General features: G+C 71.2%; 22 protein-coding genes. 11 read left to right on the forward strand and 11 right to left on the reverse strand.

Annotation, left to right across the window (positions count from 1 at the left end; translation table 11 throughout):
* The first annotated feature begins 12 nt into the window (after nt 1-12).
* The 4 genes from OG254_RS26200 (at nt 13) to OG254_RS26215 (ending at nt 3,995) form a co-directional block, all read left to right on the forward strand.
* Nucleotides 13-696, forward strand: a complete 684-nt coding sequence (locus tag OG254_RS26200; protein WP_405586145.1) for a response regulator — start codon at nt 13-15, stop codon at nt 694-696.
* The gene (locus tag OG254_RS26205; RefSeq protein ID WP_405586148.1) at nt 693-2,171 is read left to right on the forward strand and encodes an ATP-binding protein; all 1,479 of its coding nucleotides are present in this window, start codon (nt 693-695) and stop codon (nt 2,169-2,171) included. Before OG254_RS26200 ends, OG254_RS26205 begins: the two co-directional genes overlap by 4 nt.
* Nucleotides 2,168-2,788: a hypothetical protein gene (locus OG254_RS26210; protein ID WP_405586151.1), complete on the forward strand. Its 621-nt coding sequence runs from the start codon at nt 2,168-2,170 to the stop codon at nt 2,786-2,788. Before OG254_RS26205 ends, OG254_RS26210 begins: the two co-directional genes overlap by 4 nt.
* Nucleotides 2,789-2,852: 64 nt before the next feature.
* Nucleotides 2,853-3,995 (forward strand): hypothetical protein, encoded by a 1,143-nt coding sequence (locus OG254_RS26215; RefSeq protein WP_405586153.1) that lies wholly within the window; start codon nt 2,853-2,855, stop codon nt 3,993-3,995.
* 83 nt (nt 3,996-4,078) lie between these two features.
* On the opposite strand, the gene OG254_RS26220 is transcribed toward OG254_RS26215, so the two are convergent.
* The 6 genes from OG254_RS26220 to OG254_RS26245 form a co-directional block, all read right to left on the reverse strand.
* On the reverse strand, nt 4,079-4,852 hold the full coding sequence (locus OG254_RS26220; protein WP_405586156.1) for a polysaccharide deacetylase family protein: 774 nt from the start codon (nt 4,850-4,852) through the stop codon (nt 4,079-4,081).
* A gap of 543 nt (nt 4,853-5,395) precedes the next feature.
* Nucleotides 5,396-5,617, reverse strand: a complete 222-nt coding sequence (locus OG254_RS26225; protein WP_351190505.1) for a hypothetical protein — start codon at nt 5,615-5,617, stop codon at nt 5,396-5,398.
* 165 nt (nt 5,618-5,782) lie between these two features.
* The gene (locus tag OG254_RS26230) at nt 5,783-6,949 is read right to left on the reverse strand and encodes a DSD1 family PLP-dependent enzyme (protein WP_405586159.1); all 1,167 of its coding nucleotides are present in this window, start codon (nt 6,947-6,949) and stop codon (nt 5,783-5,785) included.
* A gap of 33 nt (nt 6,950-6,982) precedes the next feature.
* Complete coding sequence (locus tag OG254_RS26235) at nt 6,983-7,618, reverse strand: transcriptional regulator (RefSeq protein ID WP_405586162.1); 636 nt, start codon at nt 7,616-7,618, stop codon at nt 6,983-6,985.
* 101 nt (nt 7,619-7,719) lie between these two features.
* Nucleotides 7,720-8,181: an NADPH-dependent F420 reductase gene (locus OG254_RS26240; protein ID WP_405586164.1), complete on the reverse strand. Its 462-nt coding sequence runs from the start codon at nt 8,179-8,181 to the stop codon at nt 7,720-7,722.
* Between the two features lie 61 nt (nt 8,182-8,242).
* Entirely contained in the window at nt 8,243-8,905 is a 663-nt protein-coding gene (locus OG254_RS26245) for a TetR/AcrR family transcriptional regulator (RefSeq protein WP_405586167.1), read from the reverse strand.
* Between the two features lie 126 nt (nt 8,906-9,031).
* Between OG254_RS26245 and OG254_RS26250 the strand changes: the two genes are divergently transcribed.
* Together OG254_RS26250 and OG254_RS26255 are read left to right on the forward strand one after the other, a co-directional pair.
* The gene (locus OG254_RS26250; protein WP_405595203.1) at nt 9,032-10,063 is read left to right on the forward strand and encodes a medium chain dehydrogenase/reductase family protein; all 1,032 of its coding nucleotides are present in this window, start codon (nt 9,032-9,034) and stop codon (nt 10,061-10,063) included.
* Between the two features lie 57 nt (nt 10,064-10,120).
* The gene (locus OG254_RS26255) at nt 10,121-10,774 is read left to right on the forward strand and encodes an SRPBCC family protein (RefSeq protein WP_405586169.1); all 654 of its coding nucleotides are present in this window, start codon (nt 10,121-10,123) and stop codon (nt 10,772-10,774) included.
* Between the two features lie 23 nt (nt 10,775-10,797).
* Here the strand turns inward: OG254_RS26255 and OG254_RS26260 are convergent, their stop codons facing one another.
* Nucleotides 10,798-12,960, reverse strand: a complete 2,163-nt coding sequence (locus OG254_RS26260) for a protein kinase domain-containing protein (RefSeq protein WP_405586172.1) — start codon at nt 12,958-12,960, stop codon at nt 10,798-10,800.
* Between the two features lie 306 nt (nt 12,961-13,266).
* Here OG254_RS26260 and OG254_RS26265 point away from each other — a divergent pair, with 306 nt between their 5' ends.
* Both OG254_RS26265 and OG254_RS26270 read left to right on the forward strand, forming a co-directional pair.
* Entirely contained in the window at nt 13,267-13,473 is a 207-nt protein-coding gene (locus tag OG254_RS26265) for a hypothetical protein (RefSeq protein ID WP_405586175.1), read from the forward strand.
* Between the two features lie 9 nt (nt 13,474-13,482).
* A complete protein-coding gene (locus tag OG254_RS26270; RefSeq protein ID WP_405586178.1) occupies nt 13,483-14,037 on the forward strand; it encodes a GNAT family N-acetyltransferase in 555 nt (184 codons plus the stop codon).
* A 79-nt stretch (nt 14,038-14,116) separates the two neighbouring features.
* Here the strand turns inward: OG254_RS26270 and OG254_RS26275 are convergent, their stop codons facing one another.
* The gene (locus OG254_RS26275; protein WP_405586181.1) at nt 14,117-14,509 is read right to left on the reverse strand and encodes a nuclear transport factor 2 family protein; all 393 of its coding nucleotides are present in this window, start codon (nt 14,507-14,509) and stop codon (nt 14,117-14,119) included.
* A gap of 42 nt (nt 14,510-14,551) precedes the next feature.
* Nucleotides 14,552-15,775 carry an alpha/beta hydrolase family protein gene (locus tag OG254_RS26280; RefSeq protein WP_405586183.1) on the reverse strand — a complete coding sequence of 408 codons (1,224 nt, stop codon included), beginning with the start codon at nt 15,773-15,775 and terminating at the stop codon, nt 14,552-14,554.
* Between the two features lie 99 nt (nt 15,776-15,874).
* On the opposite strand from OG254_RS26280, the gene OG254_RS26285 reads away from it, so the two are divergent.
* From OG254_RS26285 to OG254_RS26295, 3 genes are all read left to right on the forward strand, one after another.
* Complete coding sequence (locus OG254_RS26285; protein WP_405586186.1) at nt 15,875-16,468, forward strand: TetR/AcrR family transcriptional regulator C-terminal ligand-binding domain-containing protein; 594 nt, start codon at nt 15,875-15,877, stop codon at nt 16,466-16,468.
* Between the two features lie 343 nt (nt 16,469-16,811).
* Entirely contained in the window at nt 16,812-18,476 is a 1,665-nt protein-coding gene (locus tag OG254_RS26290; RefSeq protein WP_405586189.1) for a serine/threonine-protein kinase, read from the forward strand.
* Nucleotides 18,473-19,162 carry a hypothetical protein gene (locus OG254_RS26295; RefSeq protein WP_405586192.1) on the forward strand — a complete coding sequence of 230 codons (690 nt, stop codon included), beginning with the start codon at nt 18,473-18,475 and terminating at the stop codon, nt 19,160-19,162. Before OG254_RS26290 ends, OG254_RS26295 begins: the two co-directional genes overlap by 4 nt.
* On the opposite strand, the gene OG254_RS26300 is transcribed toward OG254_RS26295, so the two are convergent.
* Together OG254_RS26300 and OG254_RS26305 are read right to left on the reverse strand one after the other, a co-directional pair.
* The gene (locus OG254_RS26300; RefSeq protein ID WP_405586194.1) at nt 19,143-21,995 is read right to left on the reverse strand and encodes a SpoIIE family protein phosphatase; all 2,853 of its coding nucleotides are present in this window, start codon (nt 21,993-21,995) and stop codon (nt 19,143-19,145) included. The two genes, OG254_RS26295 and OG254_RS26300, sit on opposite strands and share 20 nt — an antisense overlap.
* A gap of 393 nt (nt 21,996-22,388) precedes the next feature.
* Nucleotides 22,389-23,630: a PP2C family protein-serine/threonine phosphatase gene (locus OG254_RS26305; RefSeq protein ID WP_405586197.1), complete on the reverse strand. Its 1,242-nt coding sequence runs from the start codon at nt 23,628-23,630 to the stop codon at nt 22,389-22,391.
* Nucleotides 23,631-23,907: the final 277 nt, after the last annotated feature.

The raw sequence follows: 23,907 nt of genomic DNA on the forward strand, positions 1-23,907 counted from the left end.
GGAGAACCACCGATGCCCCGCGTGCTTCTCATCGAGGACGACCCCTCCGTACGCGAGGGGGTCGAACTCGGTCTGCGCCGCCGCGGCCATGAGGTACGGGCGGCCGCGACCGGCGAGGCCGGCCTGGCCGCGATGGCCGAGTTCCGCCCCGATCTGATGCTGTTGGACCTGATGCTGCCCGGAATGAACGGCGTACAGGTCTGCCGCCAGGTCCGCGAGCACAGCCAGCTGCCGATCATCATGCTCACCGCCCGCGGCGACGACTTCGACGTGGTCATCGGCCTCGAAGCCGGCGCCGACGACTACATCGTCAAGCCCGCCCGCACCGAGGTGATCGAGGCCCGGATCCGGGCCGTACTGCGCCGCCTGGACGACGGCGGTTCGGGCCGCCAGGCCATCGAGTTCCACGGCGAACTCGCCATCGACCGGGTCGGACTGACCGTCACCAAAGCCGGCCGCCCGCTCGCGCTCGCCCCCTCGGAGCTCAAGCTCCTGCTGCACCTCTCCGGCGCCCCCGAGCAGGTGTTCAGCAGGCAGCAACTGCTGGAGCACGTCTGGGATCACAGCTACCACGCCGACGCCCGGCTGGTCGACGCGTGCGTCGCCCGTCTGCGCGGCAAGATCGAGGACGAGGTCGGCAGCCCCCGCTACGTCCAGACCCTGCGGGGCTTCGGCTACCGCTTCGGGCCGCTGTGACCGCCGGCTCCGGGCGGTCGCGCTTCAGGGCGTTCGGGCTGCGTACGCGGTTGTTGTTCGCCTTCCTGCTGGTCGCCGCCGTCAGCGCCGGCACCACGGCCGCGCTGACCTACCGTGAGGCCCGCACCGCGCTGCTGGAGACGGCCCAGGACACGGCGGTCACGTCGTTCCGTGACCAGGTGCAGCAGACCGCCTTCGGGCTGCCCGTGCAGGGCGGGGAGGACCTGGAGTCGCTCCTGCGTGACATCGCCCGCAAGGGCAAGCCGCACCCCTGGGTGGTGTTCGCCGAGTACGGCTCCGTCCGCGCCTCCTCGGGCGAGAACCCCGTCTCCACCGTCATCACACCCGAACTGCGCCGGGCCGCACGGGCCAACCCTCACGGCAGCTTCGAGCGGGTCGTCAAGGACGGCGTGCCCTACCTGACCATCGCCATGCCCATGGTCTTCAAGACCAGCCCCGACAGCGTGCTGCCCAGCGGACTCGTCCTGTACGCCGTCATGCGGATGACCGACGAGCAGGTCAACGTCGACGCCCTCCTCATGGCCGGCCGGGACGGCGCCCTGCCCGGCCTCGCCATCGCGCTGATACCCGGCCTGATCGCCGCGCGCAGCGTGCTGCGCCCGGTGCGGGAACTGCGCCAGGCGGCCCGGAGCATGGGCAGCGGCAGACTCGACACCCGGATCGCGGTGCGCGGCAGCGACGAACTGGCGGACCTGGCCCGTACCTTCAACGAGTCCGCGGGCCAACTCGAACAGTCCGTACGGGAACTGCGCGAGGCCGAGGCCCGCGCCCGCCGCTTCGCCTCCGACGTCTCGCACGAACTGCGCACCCCCCTCGCCGGAATGCTCGCCGTCACCGAGGTCCTCGACGAGGACGCGGATCACCTGGACGCCGACACCGCCCGCGCGGTCCGGCTGGTCAGCGCGGAGACCGGCAAGCTCGCCGTGCTCGTCGAGGACCTGATCGAGATCTCCCGCTTCGACGCCCGCGCGGCCGAACTGAACGCCGACGAGGTCGACGTGGCCGAGGCCATCCGCAAGACGCTGCAGAATCGGCACTGGACCGACAGCCGGGTCCGTGTCGAACTCCCCGACGGCATCCGCGCCCGGCTCGACCCGCGCCGCTTCGACATCGTGATCGCCAACCTCGTCGGCAACGCCCTGCGCCACGGCAGCGAGCCGGTCACGGTACGCCTGCGCACCGACGCCCGCTCCCCGGCCACCCCCAGCGTGCTGATCACCGAGGTCGCGGACAACGGCCCCGGCATTCAGCCCGCCGTGCTCCCGCACATCTTCGACCGCTTCTACAAGGCCGACGCGGCCCGTACCCGCTCGGCGGGCAGTGGCCTGGGACTGGCGATCACCCTGGAGAACGTGAAGCTGCACGGCGGGACGATCCGCGCGGGGAACCTGCCCGGGGGCGGCGCCGTCTTCACCGTCGAGATACCGCTCCATACGGAGGAGGCCGGCGGATGAGCGTTGCGCGGACGCGCCGACGTGCGGCGGCCGTCGCCCTCACCGTCGCGACGACGGCACCGCTCCTCGGCGGCTGCGGTATCCAGGAGACCGACGTCATCGAGGCGGGCGGTCCCGCCAGCTTCCAGGCCTTCCTCGACCGCGACTTCGACATGCTGCTCTTCTTCCGTTCCCCCGACGGAGGGCTGAGCGCCGTGATCCGGACGACCGAGCCCTCGAACGGGTCCGGCGAAGAGGCCGGCCCGGTGCCGACGGAGAAGGTCGTCCTGGCGTTGCTCGCCGGCCCGGGGAAGGACGACCGGGCCGCCGGCCTGAGCACGGCCCTCCCCGCCGCCCGCCCCGGTGGAACCGTCAAGGTCGAGCCCGCCTCGAACGGCAAGGTCACGACCCGCCTGCCCCTCGCCCTGAAGGGGCTGGACAGCACGGCGCTACGTCAGCTGACCTGCACGATCGCCTACAGCCAGGACGCCGATGGCAAGGTCGTCGTACAGCTGACGGGCCAGGACGGAGCATCGAACTCCGGCACCTGCCCACTCGCCCCCGGCAGCACCGGGAGCGCATCCGCGGAGCCCGAGGTCCGCGCGCGGACCACACCGCCGCCCGGCACGAACGGCTGAGACGGCGTCACCTCCCGCCATCCGAACGGGCCATGGCCTGCGAGCGCCGCCGAGAACCGAACGCGTGGGCAACACCTGGTCCACCAACGGCGTGCCGCCGATGCGCACCGCCGCCCTCGGCCCGGCCTCCGACACGCTGCGGGCCCAGTTCACAGGGGTGTGGAAGACGCACGGCGCGGCCGGCAGGAACGTCGACTACCGGCTCGCCTTCAACCGCAAGGGCAGCTTCTTCACCGGCCTGACCCGCACCCTCACCCGGGCCGATGTGGCCGAGGTGAAGCTCGGGTTCGGCGCGTCCGTCACCGGGGCCAAGGGACAGGTCACCATCAGGCCGATGGACGAACGCGGGATGACCATCGACGTGTCGGAGCCGCAGGAGCAGAAGCTGCCGCAGGCCACCACGCACTACCTCAGCACGGCCGGCGTGCGCTGGTCCTGGACGGCCGCGCAGCTCAACGCCGGCAGCGAGGTACGCATGCTGTACACAAAGGAGTTGGTGACCTACAAGCCGGGCTCCAGCCACACGCTGAGGTTCAACACCGGTGTGGTCGGCCCCGATCTGGCGGCGGGGAGGCAGGAGGAGCAGGGCGCCGAGCGGACCGGTGACTACATCAGCGCCAGGATCCCGCTGTTCAACGACGGCAGCGGCAACCCGGGTTCCTCGATCGTCACCGGCGGCTTCGCCCGGCTGGAGTCCGGCGGGCGGATCCTCGCCGAGGGCCCGGCCACGGACTGGGTGGGCGCCGAGGTTCTGGCCGCGTCAGCCGCGTACCGCCTGACGGTCGAGGCGAGCCGCTCCGCCGAGGACACCTCCACCAGCACGAAGGTGGCGGGGGTGTGGACGTTCAGCTCGGCCCGGCCGGCGTGGGACGGCACGGCCAGGCTGCCCCTGTCCACGGTGCGACTCGCGCCGAAGCTGAGCCTGCAGGGGACGGCTCCGGCGGGCGGCACGCTCACGGTGCCGCTGAAGCTGAGCGGCCCGGCCGCCGCGGCCGGGCAGGTCGCCGCGCTGACCGTGAAGGTCTCCTACGACGGCGGCCGGACCTGGAAGCCGCTCACCGTGACGACCGGTGCGAACGGGGCGCGCTCGGTGAGCGTGAAGCACCCGGCGACCGCCAGGGCCGCGACCTTCCGGGTGGACCTGAAGGACAGGGGCGGCAACACGGTGCGCGAGACGATCACGAACGCCTACCGGCTCGCCCCGTGAGGTGACCGTGCGACGCCAAAACGAACCGGCCTGGTCCCCGCACTTGCGGGAACCAGGCCGGATCCGTGTCCGCTCGCGCCGGCTCAACGCACGGGGAAGCCGTAGGAGTAGCCCTGCTCCTTGAGCCGGGGCAGGATCCGGCGCAGGGCCTCGACGGTCTGGGAACGGTCGCCGCCCGCGTCGTGGAAGAGGACCGTCGGCCCGTTCGGCAGCTCCCGCTCGACGGTGGCGACGATGGCGTCCGCGCCCGGCCCCTCGAAGTCCTTGGTGTCCACGTTCCAGCCCAGCGGGCGCATCCCGCGGGAAGCGGCGAGCCCCCGGCTGTAAGGGGTGAAGGCCCCGCCGGGTGCCCGGTAGTACACCGGCCGTACGCCCCCGGACGCCTCGGTGATCATGCGTTCGGCGTCGAGTATCTGCTGCGACTGGTAGGCCTCGGACTGCTTGTCCATGGTGGTGTCGTGCGACACCGAGTGGTTGCACAGCAGGTGCCCGTCCGCGACCACCTTCTTCACGAGGTCCGGGTGGGCCTGCGCCTGCGTCCCCACCATGCAGAACGTGGCCTTCACGCCGTACTCCCGCAGCACGTCGAGGACTTGAGGGGTCCACACGGGGTCGGGGCCGTCGTCGATGGTGATGTTGACGCCGCGCGCCCCCTTGTCCGAGGCATGCACGATCGTTTCCGCGACCGCCTTGACGTCACTGGCCGGCTTGGCCGACGCGGTCGCCTTCGGCGACGAGTCGCCCGCGAGACTGGCCTGCGCGGTCCACACCGAGGCACCGGTGGCGAGCACCGTCACCCCGAGCGCCGCCCCGATCAGCTTGCCGTACCAGCCCCGCCCGCCGCCGTGCCGTGCCATGTCCGCCCCCGCTTCCGCGCAGTTCCTCGCCGATCCCCGGTCGCCTCGCGACCAACTGGCAGGACGAGGAACGGCGGCCACGGGATCCGTCCGTTACCGATCACGGACAATCTCGGGGGCGTTCGCGGACAACTCAGCCGACACCGGCAATGGTTCGGGGTGATGAGGGCCTGGGGCATCGAAGGCCGGGCGCACGCCTTCCAACTGTGTTGGTGGGCGGCCTGCTTACGGGAAGGTCAGGCACAAGGTCTCGTCCGAGCGACGGTGAACGGGGCTGAACGAGACAGAGACGAGCTAGGCCGCCTCGGGGCGCGCCCCACGCATGCCCGAGGGGGGCTCCTGCGCGTCGTCGAGCGGGAAGGTCTCGTCCTCCCCGAAGTCCGGAGCCTGGAAGGGGTTCGTCGCCGGAGGCGGCGATGCCGCGTTGGAGTTGCGGGTTTGCCCTTCCAGGGCGGAGAACAGCGACGTCAGATCGATGAGAGTCTCTCTTTCATTACAGGTCCCTGAAGGGGACCTGGTGTGCCGTGACCGGGCACAGCGGACCTACAGCTTGGTCATCTTGGAGTACGGGCTCAGGATCCGCATCTGCGACGAGCCGAAATCCACGAGTGCCGCGATTCCGTCCTCGATGCCGATGACACGGCCGAGACCGTACATGTCGTGTGTGACCTGGTCGCCCACGGCGAAGTGCTTGGGAGCCGGGGCTACCGGGGCCTTGAAGGGGCTGGTAGGCAGATGGCGCTTAGGAGCAGCTGGCTTTGTCATTGCCCCCAGTATGCGCCAAGGGCGGTCCCGTTCGCTGTGGTCGTCGGCACAGATCCGAACTGCAACAACCGCTTTGCGAGATCGGTCCGCAAGCGAGACCTGATCCCTCTGGACAGCGATCAAGGCCCAGGTCTCTGACCTGGGCCTTCTGCGGTCCGTGCCGGATCACCAGCCGCTGACCCGGTCCCAGAGGGCCTGGACGGCGGGCGCGTCGTGCGTCGGCCGGGTGCTGTCGACGACGTGGTAGCCGCGGTGCTGGGCCGCGGTCGCGCACGCGTGGTTGGGCAGGATGCGCAGACGGGTGCCGACGGGCAGGTCCGGCAGGACGGCGCCGTCGCGCACGGTGAGGGTGCCGTGTTCCTGGCTCGCGGCGCTCATCACCAGGCCCTCGACGAGATTCCCGCGCAGGTCGGTGACCAGGCCGTAGCCCTGGTCCTGGGGCTGGCCCGCGGTGCCGCGGTCACGGGACATGGCCATCCAGCCGCCGTCGGTGAGGATCCAGCCGTACTCGGGGCGGTGGCCGATGACGGTGACGACGACCGACAGAGCGAGGTCGTCGATCCGGCAGACGCCCAGTCCGGCCATGACCAGGTCGAAGAAGACGTAGTTGCCGGCGCGCAGCTCGGTGACGCCGGTGAGGTCCTCGGCGGCGTGCGCGGTGGGGGTCGAGCCGACGCTGACGGTGGGCACCGGCAGTCCGGCCGCGCGCAGCTTCTCGGCGGCCGCGACGGCGGTGTCGCGTTCGTTCCGCGCGGCCAGCCGCTGCTCTTCGGGGGTGTGGGCGAAGTAGGACTCGCCCGCGTGGACCAGTACGCCGTCCAGGCAGCCGGCGTCGTGCAGGATGCGGCCGATGTCGACGAGTGCGGGGGCGTCGGTGTGGACGCCGCCGCGGTGGCCGTCGCAGTCGATCTCGATCTGGGTGGGGATGCCGAGGCCGGCCGCGCGGGCGGCTTCCACGACGGATGCCGCCTGCTCGGTGCTGTCCAGGATCACGCGCAGGGTGACCCCGCGGCGCAGGAGGGCGGTCACGCGGGGCAGCTTGTGGGGGTCGATGCCGACGGCGTACGTGATGTCGGTGTAGCCGCCGTCGGCGAACGCCTCGGCCTCGGCGAGGGTGGAGACGGTGACGGGGCAGGGTGTGCCGCCGTGCAGGAGGGCGGCGACGTCGAGGCTCTTGGCCGTCTTGACGTGCGGTCGCAGGGCGACGCCGAGCCGGTCGGCCCTGACCGCGAGGCGCTCGATGTTCCGCCGGGCCTTGTGTACGTCGACGACGGCGAACGGGGTGTCGGGGTCGGCCAGGGTCCGTGCGGGGGCGGGCGGGGTGCTGTTCACAGGGCGACTTCCGTGTTCTTCATGAAGACCCTTTCACTTCGTGTAGTTGTAGACCGTCGCCCTGGACACGCCGAGGAGGTCCGCGATGGCCTGCGCGGCGTCGCGCGAGTCGAAGTAGCCGTCCTGGTGCAGCTGTCGTACGAGCGCCTTCTTGCCCTCCCGGCTCAGCGACCTCGGCGTGCCTCCGCGCTGCGCGGACAGCGCCTCCACCGTCCGGCGCAGCTCGCGCGCGTTGCGGTTGCGCAGGGTCTCCAGGGGCTGGTCGCGGGGCTCGGTGTCCGTGGCGACCAGGTTGGACAGGGCGAGTGTCACCGGTGACAGCACGGAGACGTCGAGGTTCAGGCACAGGGCCGCGATGTATTCGCCCGCCGCGTTCTTGATACCGATGGAGGTGCTCTTCGCGGGGCGGCCGTCGGGGAACCGGTTGGGGTAGTTCTGGATGACGCCCGGGTACTGCGGGTCGGCGATGCGGGCGAGTCCCAGCTCGGTCGCGGAGTCCCCGACCTGGCGACCGGAGAGGTTGTTCTCGATCGCCCGGATCGCATGCTGCGGGTCACGCAGATCGTGCAGGACCACTTCGCACAGGCCGGGAAACATCCGGCCCAGGGCCACGGCGATCTTCTCGGCCTCCCGGATGAAGTGCTCGTCCGTATCCGTGCCGTGGTCCATGGATCCTCTTCCGCTGTGGGCACCCAGGCTGCCTTGGGAACAGGAACGCTATCCACGGCTGGCTCAACTGTCCAGATTTGGATTCACAGTCCAAAACCTGGTCAGGAGACGACGCCGAACCCGCCGGTCCACGAGATCTTCTCGCCGGCCGCGAGGCTGATCTGCGGGAACGCCATCGCCTCCAGCTCACGGGCTCGCTTGAGCCCGCCGGCGTCCACGGCCCGCAGGCCGGCCGCGCCGACCACGTCGGCCGGCAGTGCCTTGGCGTCCGCGTCGTCGCCCGCGATGAGCACCGTGGTGGGCTGCCCGCCGACGGTGCCGGCCGCGAGGGTGGCCGCGAAGTTGGTGTTGAACGCCTTGAGGACCCGCGCCTCGGGCAGTGCCGCCGCGATCTCGGCCGCGGCGGAGCTGTCGGCCGCGACGGTCAGCCCGTCGAACGTCGCGGAGTCGATCGGGTTCGTGATGTCCACGACCACCTTGCCGACGAGTTGATCACCACGTTTGGCGACGACGTCGGCGACGGCCGGATACGGGACCGCGAGCAACACGATCTCGCCGGTCACCGGCTTGTCACCGGCGGAGGTGTTGAGCTGCTCGACGGTGTGGCCGCCCTGCCTGTCGGCGTCACCCGGGGGAGGGCGCGCCGGTGACCAGGTCGTCCAGCTCGGCGGCGAAGAGCAGTGCGGGGTCGATTCCCATGCCGGTGAAGTGGCCGGCGAGTTCCAGGGACAGAACGCCGTGCAGCCGGGTCCAGAAACTCAGGGCCCGGTGCAGGGCCGCGGGCGGAGCGGGATGGTCGCCCGCCCAGTCCCGGTGGTCCTCGAGGTGCGCGTCGAACGGTGTCGCCGGTCCGCCCAGGGGCAGCGCGGCACAGGCGTCCAGCAGGGTGGTCATGATCTCCGCCGAGATCGCGGTGGTGTCGTCGGGCGCCCGGTAGCCGGGGACGGGCGTGCCGTAGATGAGGAAGTAACGCTGGGGGTCCTTCAGCGCCCACTCCCGCAGGGCGTGCGCCAGCCCGGTCGCGTCGGCTCCGGCCTGCGCGGCCGCGCCGAAGGTGTCGGCAAGGCTGCGGTACGCGTCCCTGACGAGCTCGGTGATCAGATCGTCCCGGCCGCCGAAGTACCGGTACAGAGCGGGTCCGCTCATGCCCATCTGCTTGGCGATCGCGTTCAGGGAGAGCGCGGACGCGCCCGCCGTGGCGATCTGTTCCCACGCGCGCTGCTTGATCTCCGTACGCACCTGGGCGCGGTAGCGCTCACGCGGGGTCTTCGCTTCCGAGTTCACCATAGTTAGAGGTTATCACTGAAGCTATTGACACTCTCGGATTCGAGTTATAGCTTCTAACTAACGCGAAGCCAAGTAACTCAGGACTCTGTGGAGGTCGCCATGAACGCCATGAACACCGTGAGCGCCATGAACACCGACGTACTCGTCGAGGTCGTTCTGCCGGGCAAGGTCGAGCCCGAAGGACTTCGGATCCGGCAGGGAGCCGTACCCGCCGCGGGCCCTGGCCAGGTCGTGATCCGGATGGAGGCGACCGGCGTCTCCTTCGCCGAGCAGCAGATGCGGCGTGGCCGCTACTACGACCAGCCCCCCTTCCCGTTCGTGCCCGGCTACGACCTCGTGGGCACGGTGCTGGCGACCGGCGAGGGCGTCGAGCCCGGCCTCGCCGGCACTCGGGTCGCCGCGCTGGTCAAGGTCGGCGGCTGGGCCAGCCATGTGCTCGTCGACGCGGCGGACGTGGTGCCGGTGCCCGACGGGATCGGCGCGGCGGAGGCGGAGACCCTCGTCGTCAACGGCATCACCGCCTGGCAGATGCTGCACCGCAAGGCCCGCGTCCGTGCGGGGCACACCGTCGTGGTGCACGGCGCGAACGGCGGTGTCGGTTCGGTCCTGGTCCAGCTCGCCCAGGCCGCGGGCGCCCGGGTGATCGGCACGGCGTCCGAGCGCCACCACGACGCCCTGAGGGAACGGGGAGTCGCCCCGGTCGACTACCGCGCCGCCGACGTCGCCGCCCGCATCCGCGAACTCGCCCCCCATGGCGTGGACGCCGTCTTCGACCACATCGGCGGCCGCGGCATCGTCGACTCCTGGCGACTCCTCGCCCCCGGCGGCACGCTCGTCTCGTACGGCAGCGCCTCGACCCGGGACGACGAGGGCTCCAAGCAGTGGCCCGTGCTCAAGCTGCTCGGCCGGGTGTGGCTGTGGAATGCCCTCCCCAACCGCCGCCGCGCGTACTTCTTCAATGTCTGGGCCGGCCGGGCCCTGTCCAAGAACCGCTTCCGCGCCCGTCTGCGCAGCGACCTCACCCAGGTCTTCGCCGCCCTCCAGCGCGGCGAGGTCACGGCCCAGATCGCCGCGCAACTGCCGCTCACCCGCATCGCCGACGCCCTGCGGCTGGCCGAGTCGGGCACCGTCGCCGGAAAGGTCGTACTGAACCCGTAGCAAGCACCGCACCCGAGTGGCCCGATCCGATCACCGCAACGCATCGAGAGGAACACCATGTTCAGCACCGGCCCGTCGAAGTCGCCCCGCGCGGGTAAGGCCGCGGTCACGACCGCGCTTGCCGTCGCCGCCGTTCTCGCGAGCACCATCCCGACCGCCCAGGCCACACCCCATGGCGGTACGTCGTCCCGGTGCGGCGGGCGAGGCGTGGACTCCGCCGCCCTCATCCGCTACGAGTCCGACGTCCTGATCAAGGCGCCGCTGAGCACGGTCTGGAGGCTGCAGACCGACGTCGAACGCTGGCCGTCCTGGCAGCCGCCTTTCACCACCGCCGAACGTCTCGACCCCGGCCGTCTGAAGCCGGGTTCGCGGTTCCGGTGGACGACCCCCGCGCCCGCCACCCCCACGACCCCCGCCACCACACTCGCCATCACCTCCACCGTCCAGGAACTGAGGCGCCACGACTGCATCCTGTGGAGCGGACCCGCGATCGGCGAGGGGCTGCGTATCGACGAGGGCGTCCACCTGTGGACCTTCAAGAAGGTCAAGGGCGGCGTGCGCGTCCACACCGAGGAAACCTGGACCGGCGACCAGGTCGAAGCGGACGTGCCGACTGCGACCGCGGCCCTGGCCGGGGGCCTCGAAGCGTGGCTCGACGACCTGAAGACCACCGCCGAAGCCGACGCCGGCGAGCACCCGCGTTCCCACTGACCGGATCGGGCGGCACCGGCCGGTCAGGTGGGCCCGTCCGGGCTACGGGAGAACGCCGTGTCGCCGGCGGTCGCCACGATCGCGTCCTTGACGAGCAGCACGCGCGGCGGGGTGCCCTGCGCCTTGTCCCCGGGGTCGTCCAGCGCCGAGGTGCGCCACACCTCCGCTCCGGTGCGGCTGTCCAGTGCCAGCAGGCGGCCGAAGCGGTTGGAGAAGTAGACCCGCTTGTACGTCGCCGACACCACGGGCGCGGACAGACTCTCCATGTCCGTCGTCTTCTGCCAGAGTTGCTTGCCGCTGTCCGCCGACACCGCGGTGACCGACCCGTTGGACCGGACGAAGTAGACGACGCCGTCCACCAGCGTGGCCGCGCCGGTCAGCGGACGTGCCAGCGGTATCCGTCTGACCTGCCGGGTCTCCGGGTCCACTCGCAGCAGCGCGTTGTACGGCCGCTCGTACCCGGATTCGTAGACGTCCTTCGCGGTCTGGGGGGCGAGGAACAGGGGGTGCCCGCCGACGGCGCCGAGCGCTTGCGCCTTCTTGGGCAGTGCGGCGGTTTTCGTCAGGCGGTCGGGTTCGAGCTTCATCAGGTCGACCGGAGCCTGGCCGGGCTCGGTGCCGGCCGAGCACAGGGCGTAAGGGGCGTCTCCCAGCACCGACGTCGTGCAGTACTCGTCCAACGAGGGCGCCCGCCACAGTTCCTTGCCGGAAGGCCCGTAGGCGACGAACCACCTGTGGTCGTCGGACAGGGTCAGCAGTCCTCCGTCGTACAGGATCGCGTCCTCGGACCCGCTGATGTCGCGCTGCCACCGCCGGTGTCCGGTGCCGGCGTCGAGGGCCACCAGACGCCTGGTCGTATCGTCCGGGTCCTCGTAGACGTAGACCAGTCCGTCGCGGACGCCGATCGGTTGCACCCCCTGAGGGCGGGTGCCGGCCCGCCACAGGGTGCGGCCGGAGGCCGCGTCGATCCTGGCGGCGGTGAAGCCCGTACCGCCGCAGAACAGGGCCTTTCCGTCCGCCACGCATCCGGGGGCCTGGTAGTCGAGAGGGACACCCGGCACGTCGTACCGAAGGGCCGTGCGCCACGGTCGCCAGCCGTCGGGCAGCGACGCGGCACGAGCGGTGGCCGTGGCGGCGGCGTTGTCGGAGGGGGTGGTCGTGTCCCGGCCCGAGACGAAGACGCCCGCCCCGATGGTCAACCCCGTGACGGCCAGCGCCGTGCCGAGGCCGGCCAGCAGCATCCGGGTTCGCCGTCTCTTGCCGGCTCCGGTTCCGGTGCGGGTCGCGGCGTGCGCGGAGGCGGTGGCCGCGCCCCAAGGGGCGGGGCGGGGACGGGGTTTCGCGGACTCTCTGACCCTCTGGGGCGCGGCGGCGTCGGATTCCGGCAGCGCCCGGAGCGTGCGATGCAGATCCGCCAGTTCCGGCCGTGCGGCCGGGTCCTTGTCGAGGCAGCGCTCGACAATGCGCAGGAGCGCTTCGGGCACCCCGTCGAGGTCCGGGGATTCGTGCATCACCTGATAGCCGGTCATATAGGGGCTGTCGGAGTCGAACGGCCCTGTGCCGACGGCCGCGAACACCAGCAGTGACCCCAGCGAGAAGACGTCCGAGGCCGGCGTGACCTCTCGGGGAGAGGCCAGCTGTTCCGGCGACATGAAGGGTGGAGTGCCGATGATGCGGCCGGTCACGGTGAGGCTCTGGTTGTCGGAAGCGCGCGATATGCCGAAGTCGATGACGCGCGGCCCGTCCTCGGTCATCAGGACGTTGCCCGGCTTGAGGTCCCGGTGCACCAGGCCAGCCCGGTGGATGTCGCGCAGCGCCTCGGTGAGCCCCAGCCCCAGCGCGCGCAGTTTCCGCCCGCTCAACGGGCCTTCCTTCTCCACGACTTCGGCAAGCGTGGGCCCCGGCACGTAGAGCGTCGCCATCCACGGCCGGTCGGCGTCCGGGTCGGCGTCCACGACAGGCGCGGTGAAGGCGCCGCTCACTCTGCGCGCCGCCGCGATCTCCTGCCGGAAGCGGGTGCGGAACTCTTCCTCCTGGGCGTACGACTCGCGCACGAGCTTGACCGCGACCTGCCGTCCCGAGGCGGAGACTCCCAGATAGACGACTCCCATGCCGCCCACCCCGAGCCGACCGAGAAGGGTGTACCCGCCTATGGACTCCGGGTCCCCGGTGCTCAGGGGCGTCATCGCCGATCATCCTCCCCAGCGCCTGCCTGCCTCACGGGGATCAGCGTAGGGCCTGCCGCCGGAGGCGCAGCGGCGCCTGTCAGGGATCTGCGTCACTGTGCCCCTTGGCCGAGCGAGGGGCATCCGTCCTGTGGGGGGCTCAACTCGACGCGTTCAATGGGTAGTTATACGGGGCCCTCGCCTGCCGGGCCGTGACACCCCGTTCGGAGGGCAGACGGATCACCGCCCCGGCCCCGGCCCCCCACGCGACGTCGACCCGTCGATTACGGGCCGGCCGCACCAGGTGACGGGCTCCACAGCGGGGACGTGGACGGAGCCGCGCAGGTCATCCGCCCGATGCTGGACCTGGAGCCGATGTACCGCAACAACGGCATCATCGTGTCCGCGCAGCGGGTCCGGCAGGCGCTGGCGACGTCCCGTGCGCGTACCGCGGTCGTGGCCCGCGACCTGAGAGAGGAGATCTCCGTGTACCCGCCCCGGCGGTCGTCGTTCCCTACTTCGCCGCGTCGATAGGGTTCCCGCATGTATCCGGTCCAGCGTTCCGGCCGACGTCTTGGCCTGCGCGAAATCACCGTCGATGACGTCGACGCGGTGCTCGCCGTCTACGGTGACCCCGAGGCGACGGAACACCTGTCGTTCGAACCCCGCACCCGGGAACAGACCGGCGACATCGTCGCCCGTTCCATCGCGGCGGCGACGGCGGAGCCCCGTACCGAGTACGCGCTCGCCGTGGTCGCCCCGCCCTCCGGCGGGCTGATCGGCGTCGCCCGGCTGGCGATGGACCCCCACCAACAGCGGGCGGCCACCATGGGTTTCGCCCTCCGCCCGGACACCTGGGGCACCGGCCACGGCACCGAGACCGTACGTCTCCTGCTGGCCCTGGCCTTCGAGGACCTGGCCCTCCATCGCGTCTGGGGCGCCCGCTCCCCCCTCAACACAGCCTCGGCACGCACGATGGCCGCGGCAGGCATGACGCAGGAGGGCACGATCCGCGGCCACATCCAGAAGGCGGGCCAGTGGCGGGACTCGGTGGTCCACGCGATCTTGGCGGAGGAGTGGAAGCCCCAGCCGGACTGACGGCTCAGTTGACGGTCAGGTTCTGCGCGACGGAAGGCGTCACCGGCGGCGGACACGCGTCCTCGCGGCGTGCGGGTGGTCAGCGGGCGCTGCCGAGGGTGCGGTCGGCGTCGGAGCCCTTGAGCATGAGGGTGGTTTCCTCGATGCGCTGGAAGCGGCCGTCGGGGGCGAGGTCGGCGAACACGTAGACCTCCATCGTGACGGTGGTGCCGTCCTTCTTGGTGATGTGGCAGGTGTGCCGGTCGGCGTACCTGTCGCCGTCGTAGAGCTCCTCGTGGACCTCGACCTCGCCGTCGGCGACGAGCGTGCGCAGGTGGCTGATGTGGTCGAGGAACTGGGCGCAGTCGGCCCACTCGCCGTCGGTGCGCTGGCGGTAGTCGGGGGTGAAGTGGCGGTCGGCGGCCTCGGTCAGGGTGATGTCGTCGTTGAGGAGAAGGTCGGTGAGGGCGGCCTTGATGCCGGTGCGGGTCATGAGAGGTCCTACCAGGAGATTCGGACGGGAGGGATGCGCGGGTCACGCGCCGGTGGTGGTGAGGGTGGCGTCGAGCCAGTCGTAGATGCGGGCAAGGGAGAGGCGCATGGCGCCGGGGTGGCAGTGGGCGCCGGCGCCTTCCTCGGCGGTGAACACCATCAGGGTCTTGGGGCAGGTGAGGTGGTCGTAGAGCTGCTCGGGCTGGCCCTTGAAGAACTCGTCCTCGGTGGCGTCGCAGACGAGGGTGGGGCACTGGATCTTTTCGGCGATGCCGCCGCCGAGGGTGTAGTCGAGGTAGGAGGCGCTGAAGGCTCGGGGGGTGTCGACGCCCATGACGTACATGCCGTGGTTGATCGCCCACCGCGCGGTCGCGTCGGTGGCCATGATCCGCTCCATCGCGTCGTCGAGTTCGGGGGCGGAGTCGGCGCGCAGGAGGCGTTCGGCTGCCTCGCGGTCGCCGGGGATGTTGCGGACGGACACCTGGCCGAGGTCGTAGACGCCGTCGACGGCTATCAGCGCGGCCAGGCGCTGTTCGAAGGCCGCGGCCCTGGGGGCGAGTACGCCGCCCATGCTGCAACCGAGGAGTGCGATGCGGCTGTTGTCGACCTCGGGGAGGGTTTCGGCGAAGTCGATCACCGGGGTGATGACGTTCTCCCAGTCGGGGCGGAAGACCAGGTCCTGGTGGTGGCGCGGTCCGGGCTGGCCGGGGCCGTCGAAGACCAGCACGGTGTAGCCGCGCTCGACGCCGGCCATTGCCCCGAAGAAGTGCATCTCCTCGGCCGTGCCGTCGAAGCCGTTGTGCATGATCAGGGTCGGCCGCGGCTCTCCTGTGGTGTCGGCCCGGTAGAGGTAGCCGGGCAGGGTGGTGTCCTCGTAGGGGATGCTGACCGGTTCGATGACCTGGGTGAACAGTGCCGCCGCCGAGCGGAAGCAGGCCACGGAGCGGTCGTAGGCGTGGTCGTGGCGGGGGTCGCAGGGGTGGCCGTGCAGGAAGAACTCCGCCGAGCGGTAGTAGTTCGACGCCCGCAGGAATCCGTCCCGGGCGCTGATCGTGTGGCCGGCGTCCAGGGCCTTCTGCGCCTCGGCGGACACCCGGTCGGCGGTGGCCAGCCACTCCTTGTGCCAGCTGTCGTAGTCGCCCTCGACGATGCGCTCGCTGGTGGAGACGACCTCGCCGAAGTCGGCGCCGCCGTAGGCGATGTGGCTCATCGAGCGCAGGGTCTCGTACCAGAACTGGGCGTTGTTCGGGAACAGCAGCTGCTTCATGGTGCCCTCCTCGGGACCACAAGCACAGATCTGTGCTTGTGGAGATGACAGTAGACCCGCGAGCGCCGCGAAGCAAACATCTGTGCTTACGATGTGGGGGTGACTTCGAAAGAACCGGCCGCCCGTATCCGCAAGAGCTCCGAGCAGGTCCGCTCAGCCGTCCACCAGGCGGTCATCGACCTGCTGTCCGACTCCGCGGGCGCGGACCTCACCATCCCCGCGATCGCTCAACGCGCCGGGGTCAACCACACCAGCATCTACCGGCGTTGGGGCGGTCTTGAGGCTCTCCTGGCCGACGTGGTCACCACCCGCCTCGAACGGGACTGGCCGCTGACCGACACCGGCACCCTGCGCGGGGACCTCACCGCCTGGGTGGAAGCGGGGGTGGAGAGCATCCGCACCCCCGAGGGCCGGGTACTCGTGCGAGCCGTCGTCCTGTCCATGCCGAGCAGCGCCCCCACGCAGGCGGAACGCGCACAGCAATTCCGGCGCCGGCTCCACTCCATTGAGCGCATCCGCGAGCGGGCCGCGGCCCGTGGCGAAACGCCCCCGCCCGTGGAGGAGATCCTCGACCAGCTCATCGCCCCGCTCTACCTGCGGGCGATCTTCGGCATCGACCTGCCGGCCTCCGGCTACGCGGAACTCCTCGTGGACAGACTCCTTGGCGACGCGGGTGCGCCGGGCCCGGCGTAAGCCGCAGCAACCCGTGCGTAAGCCGCAGCAACCCGTGCGTAAGCCGCAGCAAAGAGGAGTCCACCGGCAGTCGGCCCGGCGCAGAAGTCGGCGCGGCAGACCTTGAGGACCAGGCGCACCTCCCGGATACTTCCGGCCACGGCGTGCGAGTCGAGCCTCACCGGCCCGGCAGCGCCATCGATCCGTGCCGTCCAGTGCCTGCCGCGTCGGCCGGTGCCCGGAGCGGGAACCCGTGGACGCCGTACCGCAACCGCTGTGGCCGAAAATGTGTCTCTCTTCGCGCGTGGCCCGGTCGTTCGGGCGCGGGTGAGGTTCCGGTGGCGCGGAGGCCTGGGGGGATGGAATGAACGCATGGGCAGTGCCCGGATACGCCGAATCACTGGAGCTCGGGTCCGGGGCGAGCGGGCGGGTCGTCCTGGCCGTACACGAGGAGACCGGCGTTCCGGTCGCGGTGAAGTACCTCAGCGATTCACTGCGCACCCGGCCGGGCTTCGTGCACGACTTCAGGGCAGAGGCGCGGCTGCTCGGCGGGCTTCAGAGCCCGTACGTCACCGGCTTGTACGAGTACGTGGAGAGCCCGCACGGCGCCGCCATCGTGATGGAGCTGGTGGACGGTGTCTCGTTGCGGGCGCTGCTGACCGGACAGGGCCCGCTCACCCCCGAGGCCGCGCTCGTCGTCCTCAAGGGATCACTGCTCGGTCTGGCCGACGCGCACCGCGTCGGCGTCGTCCACCGCGACTACAAGCCGGCGAACGTCCTGGTCGTGCCGGACGGATCGTCCAAGCTCGTCGACTTCGGGATCGCGGTGGACGCGGGCACCAGCGCCGGTGTGGCGGGAACCCCGTCCTACATGGCCCCGGAGCAGTGGACGGGCGCGCCCGCCTCACCCGCCGCCGACGTGTACGCGGCCACGGCCACGTTCTTCGAGTGCCTGACGGGCCACAAGCCGTACGCGGGTGACAATCTCGCCGAACTCGCCCTGCAGCACGTCGACGCACCGATCCCCGTGGACGAGGTCCCCGAACCGATCCGGGATCTGGTACGGCGTGGTCTGGCCAAGGACCCCGAGGAACGGCCCGCGCAGGCCGAGGCGTTCGTCACGGAACTGGAGGCGGCGGCCGACGGCGCCTACGGGCCCGACTGGGAGGAACGCGGTCGCGGCCGGCTCGCCGCGCTGGTGGCACTGCTGCCGCTGCTGCTGCCCTCGGCCCGGAGCGCGCCCCGGACCACCACGGACACGGCACGTACGGTCCTGAGCAGGGAGGCGGGGCACGGCTCGGCGCGGTCGTGGCTGCCCGGCCGGCCCGGGATGCTCGTCTCAGGTGCCGCCGTGCTCCTGGGTGTTCTCCTGACCTACGGAATCCAGTACAGCCCAGGAGCTGATCAGCAGCAGGCGGCGCAGTCACTGGCCACCACCGGCGCCCGGCCGGGCGCGGAGCCCGCAGCGTCCACCGCTCCCACCGCTCCCGGCGGGTCGGCCTCCACGTCCTCGTCCCCGACGCCCACCGCGTCAGCCGACCTGTCGGCGTCACCCGGTCTGTCGCCGTCAGGAGCGGCGTCCACCGGGACGGGGGGACCCTCGGCCTCCGCCCCCTCGGCCGGGGGCGAGGAGACAACTACGCCCGGCGGTGCGACCACCACGGCGACGCCGACGACCGCTTCCCCCGCCTCGCCTGCCGCTCCGTCCGTCAAGGACGTCGCGGTGTCGGCCTTCCGGCAGACGGGCCCCACGACCGCCACGGCAACCATCGAGGTCACCACGGACGGCACGGGTCCGGTCTCCATCACGGTGTCGTGGTTCAGAGGCGACACAGCGGGACAGCTCGGCACCCCGGACGGTGCGCCCCAGACCTTCGAGCGCAGCGGCGCGAGTCAGTACACGATCACCGTCGACCACACGTTCCCACGCGACGGCTGCTACTGGGCGGTTCAGGCCACGACCACCCCGGCCGCTGCCGGCGGTGGCGCCTCGCAGCAGCTTCTGACCAGGCAGTGTGAGATCCGATGACCGCATCGAACGGCGGAACTCCCGCGCCCGCCGACGACCCCGAGCCGACCGGGCCGACACAGGTGCTGCCACTCGCCGACGCCGAGTACAGCGCCACCGTGCTGGCCAGCCACTGGATCCAGAGACCTGAGTCGCGCGACACGCTCGTCGAACCGCCCTCGGCGCAGACGGGGCCGACGCTGCCCGACCGCATCGAAGGCACCGTGCTGCGTTTCGGCCCGGGTGTGACCGCCGACGTCGCGCACCGCACCCACCGCACTCTGCCCGCCGTGCCGCCGCCTCGCACGCCCCCGCGCAGACGCCTGCGCAGGCACGCCCTGCCCGCGTTGGTGGTGCTCTGTGTCCTCGCGTTCCTCGCCTGGCAGCGCCTCGGTCCGTCGGCCGCGGTGAGCGCGGTGGCGGTCACCGCCCGGTCGACGGTTCTGGGGTGCGACGGCACCGCGGACATCGTCGGCCTCGTCACGACGAACGGCCGTCCGGGCACAATCTCCTACCGCTGGATCCGAAGCGACGGCACCACCTCGGGCGTGCTGCGTGAAGTGGTGGTCCGGGGCCAGCGACAGGCGCGTCTTCACCTGCTGTGGACGTTCCAGGGCGAGGGCCACCACTCGGCACAGGCCGAGCTGCGCATCCTCTCCCCGACCCGGCACGGGGTCACCGCTCACTTCACGTACGACTGCCCCTGACGGGAGCGCCGTCGTGTGCGGGCGGGGCGGCCGGCAGCGGCTGCTCGGTCCAGATGCACTTGCCGTCGAGCGTGTAGCGGACGCCCCAGCGCTGGCTGAGCGCGGCGACCAGCTGCAGTCCGCGCCCGCCTTCGTCGGTGTCCTGGGCACGGCGGACGCGGGGGGTCGTAAGGCTTCCGTCGGAGACCTCGCAGATGAGGGTGCGGCTGCGAACGAGGCGCAGTTGAAGAGGTCCCCTGGCGTGCCGCACGACGTTGCCCACCAGCTCGCTGGCGAGCAGTTCCGTCGTCATCACCAGCTCGTCGAGCTGCCATTCGGCGAGTCGGCTACGGATGAGGGAGCGGGCCTGACCGGCCGCGACGGGGCCGTCCGGGAGCGTCCAGACAGCTATGTCCTCGGGGCGCAGAGCGTGCACCCGGGCGACGAGCACGGCCGCGTCGTCGCCGGTTCGCTCGCCCTCCGGCAGCAGGGCCGCGGTGAGCGAGGCGCACAGTCGGTCCAGGCGGCCGGCCTCGTCCGTCCGCTCCTTGACATCGAACGGCGCCCACGGTCCGGTCGCACGCGCCGGGGGCGCGACGTCCGCCACCGTGGCGAGGGCGGTGGCCAGTTGCACGATGCCGGTGTCGATGTCGCGGCGCGCGGACTCGATGAACCCGTCGGTGTAGAGGACCAGGAGGCTCCCCTCGGGCAGCACCAGCTGGGTCGTCTCGAAGGGCGGGTCGGCAGCGCCGAGGGGTGGGTCGGCCGTCACATCGAGGAGGCGGACCGTGCCGTCTGGGCCGACCACGGCCGGCGGCGGGTGCCCCGCGCTGGAGACGGTGCAGCTGCCGGTGGCCGGGTCGTACACGGCGTACAGACAGGTGGCGTAGAAGTCGTCGCCGAGATCACTGACCAGGTCGTTGAGGTGCGCGAACAATTCGTCGGGGGGCAGTTCGAGGCCGGCGAGGGTGTGTACGGCGGTACGCAGCCGCCCCATGGTCGCCGCCTCGGACAGGCCGTGGCCCATGACGTCGCCGATCACCAGCGCGACCCGGTCGCCGGACAGCGGGATGACGTCGTACCAGTCGCCGCCCAGCATGCCCTCGCTGGCCGGGAGGTAACGGGCGGCGGTGGTGACGGCGGGCAGCAGCGGCAGTACGCGCGGCAGCAGACCGCGCTGCAACTCCTGTGCGCGGTGATGCTCGGCGTCGTAGAGCCGGGCCCGCTCCAGCGTCTGCGCGATCAGCCCGCTCAGCGCGATCAGCAGTCCGCGCTCGGTGTCCTCGAGGTGGCGCGGCTCGTCGAAGGAGATGACGCAGCCGCCCACCACGTGCCCGGAGACCATCAGCGGGAGGAAGGCCCAGGAGTGTTTTCCGCCGAGGGACGCGAAGTCGGCGAGCCCGGGATATCGGGCCTCCAGTTCCTGCGGCGAGCCGATGAACCGCGGCACACCGTCGCGAAGTGCCTGGTCGAAAGGGTTGTGCTCGGGCCGGTCCGGGAGCCGGTCGATGTACGAGCGGGGGTAGCCGACGGATTGGATCGTCGGGGCGGCGCCGGGACCGGAGGCCTGCACGATCAGCCCCGAGGCACCGACCAGCGGCAGCATCCGCTCCGCGACGGCGTTGATCACGTCCTGCACGGTCAGCGCCTCGGCGAGGGCCCTCGTCAGTCCCCCGATACGGGTGGTGCGCTCGGCGGCCGCGCGCTCCTCGGCGGCCCGTCTGGCCTGCGTCTCCCGCTTGTCGGTGACATCGGTCAGATAGACCGTCAGCCCGTCGGGCACCGGGATGATCCGCAGGTGGTAGGAGCGCCGGTCGGTCGGCGACCGCACGTCGAGACCGGTGGCGACGCGGTCCGCCATGGCACCGCGGCACCGTGCTGCGAGGGCGGGCACGGCGACCGCCGACAGTTCCCACAGCACTCGGCCGATGAGATCGTCCGAGGGGCCGAGCAGCATCTGGGCCCGCTCGTTGACGTACATGACGCGCCCGTCGGAGTCGACGGCGAGGAAACCGTCGCTCATGTGCTGCAGGGCACGGCCGACCGAGTCCATGGCTGCCCGGGTCTCGGTGGTCTCCCACAGACGGCCCACCATACGGGCCGGAAGGCCGTCGTCACCCTCGGTGATCCGCCCCCTGGCCTCCACCCACCCGACAGTGCCGTCGGGGCGCAGCACCCGGTGCCTGACGCTGTACTCCCCGCCCTTGCGCAGGGACTGCTCCGCCTTGGTCACCACAGCCGGCAGATCCTCGGGATGGACCAGTGCGCGCCAGGTCTCGATCCGTCCGTCGAAGTAGTCCGGGGGCAGGCCGAGCACGAGCGCCATCTCGTCGTCCCAGACGATGTCACCGGTACGGATGTTCCAGTCCCACGCGCCGACCGGCACGGCCTCCCGTGCCGCCCGGAAGTCCGAGGCGGTGTGCCGGTCCGCGGAGCCGGCACCCAGCAGGTCGGCGATCCACCGTGCGGCCACGTCGAGAAGGTCTCGCTCGGCGGCGGTGGGCGGCCCGGGCCGCCTGGTCACGAGGGACAGTGCCCCGAGGGTGCCTCTCCCGTCGGACAGCGGAACGCCCACCACGCCGGTGTGCGGGGCGGGGGTCCGGCCGGGGGAGGCCGGAAGCCACACCACCGCGCGCTCCTGGATCGCCCGAGCGGCTGCTGCCCCTGCCTCGGCCCCGACCTCCTCCTGGCTGAGGCGGAGGCCTTCGGGTATTGCGCTGGTCAGCGCCGGTTGCAGGCGAAGACGGCCACCGGGCCCGTCGCACAGGTAGACCATGCCGATCAGGGCGTCGGCGGCGGTCACCGTCTGCCGCACCGCCGATCGCAGCGGAGCGGTTTCTGTATGTTCGCCCACTTTATTATCTTCGCACCGGGCGGCGTGGGGCAGCGGTGGGGTTCACGCCCCCGCGGGGCGCCCGAGCCGATGGGCTCGGCTGCGGGCGCCACGAGGTCGATGCCGCCTGTACGACGGCCTGGGTACGGGGCGCGGCGACGGACCCGGCGTCACCGTCCTCGACGACGATGTTGCCCGCACCGTCCGGCAGCCCGGTCACGGGCGTCTGCCCGGCCCCGCCCCCGCGTTGAGGATCTGCGTGGCCCTGGGGACGGCACGCGGGGGCGGCTGGCGGCCGGCAGTACGAACTCTCCTGCCGCGGCGGCCGACTGCGGCGCGGCTGCCGCCGAGGACGGGACGGCGGCGGGCGCGGTGACTTACGGTCCGGCGGGCGGCGCGCCCTTCATCGCGGGCTCAATCGAGGGTGGCGAGATGATCGGCGTCGCCGCCGCGCCACTCGATCAGAAGGATGGTCGCGTCGTCACTCGTGCTGCCGCCGCGTTCCTGCTTCAGGGCGTGGGAGAGCGCTCGCACCACTGCCCGTACCTCGGTGCGGTCGTGGAGAATGCGGTTGGTCCACTCGATGAGCTGCTCCTCACCGAACTGTTCCCCGCCGGTCTGGTGCTCCTCGAACAGGCCGTCGGTGAAGCACAGCAACCGGTCACCGGGTTGCAGCGTCCGCTCGCTGACCACCGGGTCCTCACCGCCGAAGCCGACCGGCAACGTGGTCGGGCTGTCCAGCCGGTCCACCACAGCGCGGTCTCGGATCAGGAACGGCGCCGGGTGGCCGGCGTTGACCCAGTGCAGCCGGCCTGTGGCGATGTTCAGAACCATCATCTGTGCGGTGACGAAGTGGTCGTGGCCGAACTGCTCATTGATGGCCCTGTCCATGAACGCGTACACCTGGGACAGATCGGTATCGGCCCGTCGCGTGTGGCGATAGGCGCCGATGGCCACCGTCGCCATGGTCGCCGCGTCCAGCCCGTGGCCCATCGCGTCGATCATGGCCAGGTGAAGGAGGTCGCCGTTGAGGGCGTAGTCGAAGCTGTCGCCGGCCACGTCGTAGGCGGGCTCCAGGATTCCTGCCACCTCGACCTGCGGAACAGTCATCGACAGCGGGGGCAGCAGCGACCACTGGATCTCCGCGGCCACACTCATCGGGGCGCTGCGGCGGGCCTGGAAGAACAGGTCGGTGTAGGCGTCCTTGGTGACGATCATGTCCGCGACCAGACCGGCGAGTCTGCGGAGCAACCGCCGGTCATCGTCATCGACGATGTCCAGAGTGACGGCCATCGCCCCGATCTGGTCGCTGCCGTCCAGGAGAGGCAGGTACATCCGCACACTGCCGTCCTGCGGCACCTCTACCACTCTGCGGCTCAGGAACGCCTCGCCGGCCGGGGAGCCGTCGACCGGCTCGGGGCTGCCGACCCTCAGCCTCCGGCCCGGCAGCGGCACCAGCAGCAGCTGTTCGTAGTCCTGCAGGAGGATGGAGACGTCCCGCCCTCCGACCCTGGCCACCTCTTCCGCGACGAGTGGGGCGATCAACTGCGGCGGCATCTCGTGGGCCCGGTCCAGCAGCACACCCAGCAGTCGTTCGCCAAACCCCTCCGACCGGTCCACCCCGATCCTGTCCGGCTTCCGCCCACCGTCCGTCATCGTGGTTCTGCTTCCCTTCGTCCCGGGGGATGGGGAACTCATTGGGCGGCAGTGTCCGCATGGTGTCCGCCAGGCGGTCCGGTGCCCCGGCTTCGTCGAACCGCAGCGGGGTGTGGGGCGATGCCGGCCGGAGCGACGCCGGCGCCTTCAGGCCCGACGCCGCCGACCGGCACAGGCTTGCATCGCCGATCGTGCAACGAGCCGATTACGCCACAGGCGGCATGTCGCCCCCCGACGCCCCTCGCCACAGCCACAGCGGCTACGAAGAGGCGGGTGT

The sequence above is a fragment of the Streptomyces sp. NBC_01092 genome, from assembly GCF_045039535.1.
In the GTDB taxonomy this organism is placed as follows: Bacteria; Actinomycetota; Actinomycetes; order Streptomycetales; family Streptomycetaceae; genus Streptomyces.

Excerpts from the sequence above, each read along its gene's own strand:
- OG254_RS26200 (WP_405586145.1), top strand. The coding sequence starts at position 13 with ATGCCCCGCGTGCTTCTCATCGAGGACGACCCCTCCGTACGCGAGGGG.
- OG254_RS26210 (WP_405586151.1), top strand. The coding sequence starts at position 2,168 with ATGAGCGTTGCGCGGACGCGCCGACGTGCGGCGGCCGTCGCCCTCACC.
- OG254_RS26220 (WP_405586156.1), bottom strand. The coding sequence starts at position 4,852 with ATGGCACGGCACGGCGGCGGGCGGGGCTGGTACGGCAAGCTGATCGGG.
- OG254_RS26225 (WP_351190505.1), bottom strand. The coding sequence starts at position 5,617 with ATGACAAAGCCAGCTGCTCCTAAGCGCCATCTGCCTACCAGCCCCTTC.
- OG254_RS26235 (WP_405586162.1), bottom strand. The coding sequence starts at position 7,618 with ATGGACCACGGCACGGATACGGACGAGCACTTCATCCGGGAGGCCGAG.
- OG254_RS26245 (WP_405586167.1), bottom strand. The coding sequence starts at position 8,905 with ATGGTGAACTCGGAAGCGAAGACCCCGCGTGAGCGCTACCGCGCCCAG.
- OG254_RS26250 (WP_405595203.1), top strand. The coding sequence starts at position 9,032 with ATGAACACCGACGTACTCGTCGAGGTCGTTCTGCCGGGCAAGGTCGAG.
- OG254_RS26255 (WP_405586169.1), top strand. The coding sequence starts at position 10,121 with ATGTTCAGCACCGGCCCGTCGAAGTCGCCCCGCGCGGGTAAGGCCGCG.
- OG254_RS26260 (WP_405586172.1), bottom strand. The coding sequence starts at position 12,960 with ATGACGCCCCTGAGCACCGGGGACCCGGAGTCCATAGGCGGGTACACC.
- OG254_RS26270 (WP_405586178.1), top strand. The coding sequence starts at position 13,483 with ATGTATCCGGTCCAGCGTTCCGGCCGACGTCTTGGCCTGCGCGAAATC.
- OG254_RS26275 (WP_405586181.1), bottom strand. The coding sequence starts at position 14,509 with ATGACCCGCACCGGCATCAAGGCCGCCCTCACCGACCTTCTCCTCAAC.
- OG254_RS26280 (WP_405586183.1), bottom strand. The coding sequence starts at position 15,775 with ATGAAGCAGCTGCTGTTCCCGAACAACGCCCAGTTCTGGTACGAGACC.
- OG254_RS26290 (WP_405586189.1), top strand. The coding sequence starts at position 16,812 with ATGAACGCATGGGCAGTGCCCGGATACGCCGAATCACTGGAGCTCGGG.
- OG254_RS26295 (WP_405586192.1), top strand. The coding sequence starts at position 18,473 with ATGACCGCATCGAACGGCGGAACTCCCGCGCCCGCCGACGACCCCGAG.
- OG254_RS26305 (WP_405586197.1), bottom strand. The coding sequence starts at position 23,630 with ATGACGGACGGTGGGCGGAAGCCGGACAGGATCGGGGTGGACCGGTCG.